Below are 5370 nucleotides of genomic sequence, written 5' to 3'. Positions count from 1 at the left end.
CTTTCTCCACCAGCGAGCGCAGGTAGTCCATCTGGTTTTGCTCGAAGATGGCACATTGCTCCCGGTAGGACTGCCACAGCTCGGCGCTGATGGTGGAGCTGTAATCTACCCCCAGGATCATCGGCGGCTCTGGGGCGCCCGGCTCTTCCTGAGACAGAACATGGAGAATCATCATCTGGGCCTGCATGGCCTTGGCCACTTGGACGGCCTTTTGAAATACTCCCTGGCTCAGCTCCGACCGATCCACTGCCACCAAAATCCTGCTGAACATATCGGCTTCCTCCAGATGGCTAACAGCGGGGCACAAGGCAGAAGCAGCGTGACTTCGGGGTTGACCTCTGACCCCTTTTCCCTCGACTCCAAGCTCCCCTCTGCTCTGCCCCACCTATCTGTGTTGTAGAAGATTTGGGCGAGAAAACCCCAGATATCTTGAACGAACTAGGCAGATTGGCAACGAAAGTTCAGAGATCTTGACACCGGTCAGAAGGCATCGCCCTGGGCCGCCCACTCCAACACCGCCTGCAGCGCCTCGGCCTGCTCTTGCCAGACTTGATCGAGGGGAGTGCCCCGCAGGATTTCCAGCGTTAGGGTTGGGATCCGCCGTTCCTGCCCCGCCCAAGTGCCCAGAGAACCGGGGGTGGGATAGCCAATGTCGGCGGCGACGGGCAAGCCGTTGCAAGCGGCCATCACCTGGGCCAGCTCAAGGGCAGGGCCGTTGTAGTTCACACAGGGGTGTGCCTGACAGGAGTGGGCAGAAAGGATAAATTGGGGCCGCATCTGGGCCAAGCCCTCCAACAACGCCTGCGTCTCGGGCTCGGAGCCTGGGGCTGCTCCGGGCGGATAGCGAGCTTCCAAAGAGGCCGGGATCCAATCTTGGGTGGGCAGATTGCGGTTGAGATCCACACCGTTGGCATTGAGACGTTGCCCAAGGGCACAGCCATCCGGGTTCAAGCGAGGGATTGCCCATAGGGTCGCTTTCCCGGCCAGGGATCCCCATCTCCCCGAGGCCACATAGCGCTCGATCAGAGTGTATCCTTCCACCTCGTCCCCGTGTACTCCGCCGATCAGCAGCAAGGAGCGAATCCCTTGGGTGAGCTGCCAAAGGTGAATAGGACGTCCCTGCACCGAGTAGCCGATGACCTGCAGGGATCCCAAGGGTTCGCCAAGTTTTTGAGACATGGGGGATCCCGACAAATCTCACAACCTCTAGAACGGGATATCGTTGGGATCTGGTGGGGAAGGGACATCCCCCTCAGAGGATTCCCCAGTTGCCGGTTCACCCATCCCCGTCAGAGAGAGGACGCGAGCGGATCCCAGCTGATGGACACGGCGCGCGGTGATCTCGGCCAGCTTTTCCTTGCGCCCATCTCGCTCCACCACATTCATGTGCAGTTGGCCTTCCACTGTGATTTGGTCGCCCACATGGCAGGTGTCCACCACCCTTTTGGCCAGTTCTCCAAAAGAGGAAACGCGCACCCGGTAGGGCGGCTCATCCGGGCGCAAGCTGGGAAAGCCAATCACCAAGGACGCAACAGCTAAGTTATCAGGGGTGTAGCGCAGCTCTGGCTCAGACAGAACCTCGCCCATCAACACAATCGAGTTCATAACGGAGCCATCCAGGGATAAGGGGCAGCTCAGGGCACTTCCATCATGCCCGCAGGCCAGGATGCCGTCAAACCTAGCCGACGCGGAGAGTCATGTGGCGCAGCACACTCTCGTTGATGCGCAGGTTTTTCTCCCAGGCAGCCACCGCATTGGGTTCGGCTTCGTAGTTGAACTGGATGTACAGACCCTCCTTGAACTTTTTCATCTCAAACCCGGCAAAGCGGCGCTTGCCCCTATTGGTAATCTCCACGTGGGTTACTCCGTTCTCTCGCAGGATTGCCTCCTGACTGCTGAGCAGTTGTTCGAGGGGTTCATCTGACAAATCAGGACGCACAATCAGCATCGTTTCGTAAGCGCGGGGCATGGAAGCAAGTTCTCCTTAGAATCCAGTGGTAGAGACGCAGTGGACTATACTAGCTTTTCTTTCCCACAACCGAAAAGGCTGCCGCCCAATTCCCATACCCTGGCCGCAGCAGCCAATGCAGGTGAGGCTGCTCACAAGAGGGGATCCATTGTCCGATACAATAGGGATTGCTTCATTGGCCGCTGGTTGGCCCGGCCAAGACACGCTGAATCGAGAGTTGGGATTCCAAGCATGAGCGCAGACGAAGTTTACAGCCGTGTTCGTAAGATCGTGTCCGATCAATTGGGCGTGGAAGATGACAAAGTGACCCCAGAAGCCAATTTCCAGAACGACCTGGGGGCCGACAGCCTTGATACGGTGGAGCTGGTCATGGCTTTTGAAGAGGAATTCGACCTGGAGATCCCCGATGAAGATGCAGAAAGGATCGCCACCGTGCAAGACGCTGTCAACTACATCCTCTCGAAGAAAGCTGCCTAGTCTGCCCCCAGTTCTGACTCTATACCCCCGGGCTAACACCGGACGATGGCTACCACAGATCCCGCCACTGCTTACAGACCAACCCGCCGCGTTGTGATTACGGGGCTGGGCGCGGTCACCCCCATTGGCAACTCTCCTGCCGAGTTTTGGCAGAGCTTGCTGGCAGGGCGCTGCGGCATTGGGCCGATTACCCATTTTGATGCCTCCCGCCACGATTGCCGTATTGCCGGAGAGGTGAAGGGATTTGATCCCCTCGACTACTTGGATCGCAAGGATGTCAAGCGCACCGACCGCTTTGTGCACCTGGCGATGGCGGCCACCCGGCAAGCCTTGGAGGACGCTGACTTTCGCATCACCGCTCTCAACGCTGAGCAAGTGGGGGTGATCTTGGGCACCGGCATCGGCGGCATCCGCGTCTTGGAAGAGCAGCAGACCATCTATCTGCAGAAAGGGCCGGATCGCTGTAGCCCCTTCATGGTGCCCATGATGATCGCCAATATGGCTGCGGGTCACCTGGCCATTCATTTTGGCGCCAAAGGCCCCAATTCCTGCACAGTTACGGCCTGTGCCTCTGGCTCCAACGCCATTGGCGATGCCTTTCGGCTCATCCAGAGGGGAGAGGTGCAAGCGGCGATTACAGGTGGCACGGAAGCGGCGGTTACCCCTTTGTCCATGGCGGGGTTCAGTGCCATGAAGGCCCTTTCCACCCGCAACGACACCCCGGAGCAAGCCTGTAGGCCCTTTGATCGGGATCGGGATGGCTTTGTCATGGGGGAAGGAGCAGGGATCCTGGTGCTGGAGGAGTTGGAGCACGCCCGCGCCCGCGGGGCCAAGATCTATGCGGAGATAGTCGGCTATGGCCTCACCTGCGATGCCCACCACATGACCAACCCTGCCCCCGGCGGCGAGGGAGCGGCCCGGGCGATGCGGCTGGCCCTCAAGGATGCCGGGCTTCAGCCTGGGGATGTGCAACACATCAATGCCCATGCCACCAGCACCCCTGTAGGGGATATCGCCGAGGTCCAGGCCATCAAGTCGGTCTTTGGCGAGCATGCCCCCCGTTTGGCCATCAGCGCCACCAAGTCCATGACCGGCCACCTGTTGGGGGGAGCGGGCGGCATTGCCACGGTGGCCACAGCTTTGGCCATCCACCACGGCTGGGTTCCTCCCACCCTCAACTTGGACAACCCCGATCCCGAGTGCGAAGGGCTGGATTTTGTCCCCCACAAGGGGCGGCAGATGGCTGTTGAGGCCGCTTTGGTGAATGCCTTTGGGTTTGGTGGGCACAACGTCACGCTGGCCTTGCGCCGCTACTCTCCCGCTTGAAGGGCTTGGCCTATGTCTTCTCCCGAAAGTTCACTGCCCTCAGTTCGCCAACAAGCCTTGGCCGCTTTGACGGCGGAGCTGGCGCAGCAGGGTCACCCGCCCGAATATGCTCAGCACATGGCGGCGGCGGTTATTTTTCAAGCGGATTTGGATCTGTGTGCAGCTCAATTGGCGCGGGTGCTCAGTTGGCTGAAGCAAAACCATCCTCAGCTCTATCCAGAGGCAGTGCAATTGGTGGACACCACTCGGGAAGAGTTCGAGCGTCGCGTCCAAAATGGATAGACAAGCCATCTGCTTTGATGCAGTTGGGTTGCGGTCGTTAGCAGAGGGTGATGTCCCCCCTATGGGACTGCAAGGGGTGATCTTGAGCTGGAGTGGAGTGGTGGCCGATGACGAGAACTTGCACCTACAGGCCATCAACCAACTGCTGGTGGAAGAGAACCTGCGCCCCTGGAACCTGTGCTGGCCGAAGTCGGGATCCCCTGGGCAGCGGGAGCTTTACCGGCTGCAATACCTGGGCCGACCGGATCGAGAGCGCCTGCCGGCTCTGTGGGGGGATCAAGGGCGGGTGCTCAGCCCCAAACAACTGGAAGAGCTGCTGAAACGCAAGGCCCTATACTACCGACAGGCTTTGCAGGGGCAGAGGGAATTGCCTCTCATTCCCGGTTTGGCGGAAACTTTGGAGACGCTGGAGCGGCTGCAACTGAAGGTCGGCCTGCTGTGCGGCCAATCGGCAGCCGAGGTGACCGCTTTTCTGGAGCGTTTCCAGTCCTGTTGCCCGGCCCTGATACAGTTGACCGATGGGGGATCCTACCGAGTGACGGGGGATGATGCAGGCCCAATGCTTTCCCCAGGACACTTGCACCGCCTGCTTTTGCAGCGGATGGAATTGCCTGCCCAGGAGTGCTTGAGCATTGAGGCCACCTACCCCGGCATTCAGGCAGCCCGTTCGGCAGGGATCCCGGTGCTGGCTCTGGCCACCTTCTTTCCTCTGCACATGCTGCAGCGGCGGGCCAATTGGGCGGTGGACGGCTACCATCAGGTGGAATGGGATCGCATCCGGAACTGGTTTGCCGGCGGGCAAGACTGTCCTTCGACCCCAGTTGAAGGGGAGGCGGAGGCCGGTTCCTTCAAGGGATCCCAGGGAGGTCAGCCCCAGCCCTAGGGCAGGATCAGCATGCCATCCCCAAAGGAATAGAAGCGATACCCCTGGTCGACGGCCTCTCGGTAGAGATCCAGCAGCCTTTGCCGCCCGATCAGCGCAGCCACCAGCATCATCAGGCTGGAGCGGGGCAGATGAAAATTGGTGACCAGTCCTTGAATCACCCGCCAGGAGTAGCCGGGGTAGATGAATAGATCGCTTTTCCCCTGCCAAGGCTGCAAGGTGCCAGAGGCTGCCGCGGTTTCCAAAGAGCGCACCACAGTCGTTCCCACCGCGATCACCCGCCCCCCTCGGGCTTGGGCTTTTTGGATGGCTGCCACCGTTTCTGCCGGCACCTTGAGCCACTCGCTGTGGAGACGATGCTCGGTTACCCGCTCCGCTTCCACCGGTCGGAAGGTACCCAGGCCGATGTTCAGGGTGATGTAGGCGGTTTGGA

At 60.0% G+C, this 5370-nt stretch carries 9 protein-coding genes; 4 read left to right on the top strand and 5 right to left on the bottom strand.

Annotation, left to right across the window (positions count from 1 at the left end; genetic code table 11):
* The 4 genes from NW846_RS07740 to rpsF all read right to left on the bottom strand — a co-directional run.
* Nucleotides 1-271 (bottom strand): universal stress protein (locus NW846_RS07740; RefSeq protein WP_414515695.1); only part of this gene is annotated, 271 nt, incomplete at its 3' end.
* A 209-nt stretch (nt 272-480) separates the two neighbouring features.
* A complete protein-coding gene (locus tag NW846_RS07735) occupies nt 481-1179 on the bottom strand; it encodes a M14 family zinc carboxypeptidase (RefSeq protein WP_414515693.1) in 699 nt (232 codons plus the stop codon).
* A 27-nt stretch (nt 1180-1206) separates the two neighbouring features.
* On the bottom strand, nt 1207-1605 hold the full coding sequence (locus tag NW846_RS07730; RefSeq protein ID WP_414380957.1) for a single-stranded DNA-binding protein: 399 nt from the start codon (nt 1603-1605) through the stop codon (nt 1207-1209).
* Nucleotides 1606-1678: 73 nt separating this feature from the next.
* Nucleotides 1679-1969 (bottom strand): 30S ribosomal protein S6, encoded by a 291-nt coding sequence (gene rpsF, locus NW846_RS07725; protein WP_011433268.1) that lies wholly within the window; start codon nt 1967-1969, stop codon nt 1679-1681.
* 231 nt (nt 1970-2200) lie between these two features.
* Between rpsF and NW846_RS07720 the strand changes: the two genes are divergently transcribed.
* The 4 genes from NW846_RS07720 (at nt 2201) to NW846_RS07705 (ending at nt 4937) form a co-directional block, all read left to right on the top strand.
* Complete coding sequence (locus tag NW846_RS07720) at nt 2201-2446, top strand: acyl carrier protein (protein ID WP_414343279.1); 246 nt, start codon at nt 2201-2203, stop codon at nt 2444-2446.
* 45 nt (nt 2447-2491) lie between these two features.
* Nucleotides 2492-3772, top strand: coding sequence for a beta-ketoacyl-ACP synthase II (gene fabF, locus NW846_RS07715; RefSeq protein WP_414406359.1), 1281 nt, complete (start codon nt 2492-2494; stop codon nt 3770-3772).
* Between the two features lie 12 nt (nt 3773-3784).
* Nucleotides 3785-4054: a hypothetical protein gene (locus NW846_RS07710; RefSeq protein WP_414350639.1), complete on the top strand. Its 270-nt coding sequence runs from the start codon at nt 3785-3787 to the stop codon at nt 4052-4054.
* A 61-nt stretch (nt 4055-4115) separates the two neighbouring features.
* Entirely contained in the window at nt 4116-4937 is an 822-nt protein-coding gene (locus NW846_RS07705) for an HAD family hydrolase (RefSeq protein WP_414515690.1), read from the top strand.
* On the opposite strand, the gene NW846_RS07700 is transcribed toward NW846_RS07705, so the two are convergent.
* Nucleotides 4934-5370: S-adenosylmethionine:tRNA ribosyltransferase-isomerase (locus NW846_RS07700; RefSeq protein WP_414515688.1), on the bottom strand; the 437-nt coding region annotated here is incomplete at its 5' end. The genes NW846_RS07705 and NW846_RS07700 overlap by 4 nt on opposite strands.

It is taken from the genome of Synechococcus sp. W60.3 (assembly GCF_047502615.1).
Classification (GTDB): domain Bacteria; phylum Cyanobacteriota; class Cyanobacteriia; order Thermostichales; family Thermostichaceae; genus Thermostichus.
This window is presented reverse-complemented; position numbering and strand designations above follow the sequence as displayed.